Source organism: Bowmanella yangjiangensis (assembly GCF_017255015.1).
Taxonomy (GTDB): domain Bacteria; phylum Pseudomonadota; class Gammaproteobacteria; order Enterobacterales; family Alteromonadaceae; genus Bowmanella; species Bowmanella yangjiangensis.
This window is the reverse complement of record NZ_JAFKCS010000490.1, coordinates 1-562: the sequence shown is the minus strand read 5'-3', so window position 1 is coordinate 562 and position 562 is coordinate 1. Positions and strand designations below refer to the sequence as shown.

The following is a 562-nucleotide window of genomic DNA, read 5'->3' as shown; positions in this document are numbered from 1 at the left end:
GAGAAAGACCACCACGGATGCCAGTGCGTCCCGTGGCAGTGTGCGAAGTGCATTCATCGGGCGTACTCCTTGCCCGTGTCGCGGATAGGGCTGGCCCTGCCCGTGTCATCGATGGCGCGGGCCACTGGGCGTGGCGTCCGGTTGGCGGGGGTGGTGCGGAGCATGGGGACCTCTCCTGGTCTGGCGTGACTGGATCGCTCGTTGCGAGCAAGGGCGTGACCATGCGGTCACGCTTCGGCCAGACGATAGGGAGGCTGACTTAAGTGAAGCTGAATGGCGCCGTCCGAAGTGCCATTACTCGACGATCGAGTAGCGATATAGCCAGGTAATGCCTGGATATTCGGCGAATGCGCGAGGGAACAGATATTCGCCATGAAACACCGGCAGGTCCAGCCGTTGCCACTGCGGAGCGAACCCGGGGTGCTGCATGCGGATCGCATCGGCGAGCAGGGTGGTGCAGTAGCGATGCGCCAGGTTGCGTGGCTCCAGCAGGAACGGCTGGCCGACCTCGTCACGCACGGCGGCGCTGACCTGCAGGCGTTGCTCGGCATCGAGAAAGTCC

1 protein-coding gene is annotated in these 562 nt (G+C 64.1%); it reads right to left on the bottom strand.

The features are described from left to right. Window positions 1–294 precede the first annotated feature (294 nt). A partial coding sequence (locus J0A65_RS25310) for a hypothetical protein (protein WP_206596980.1) occupies window positions 295–562 on the bottom strand: 268 nt, incomplete at its 5' end.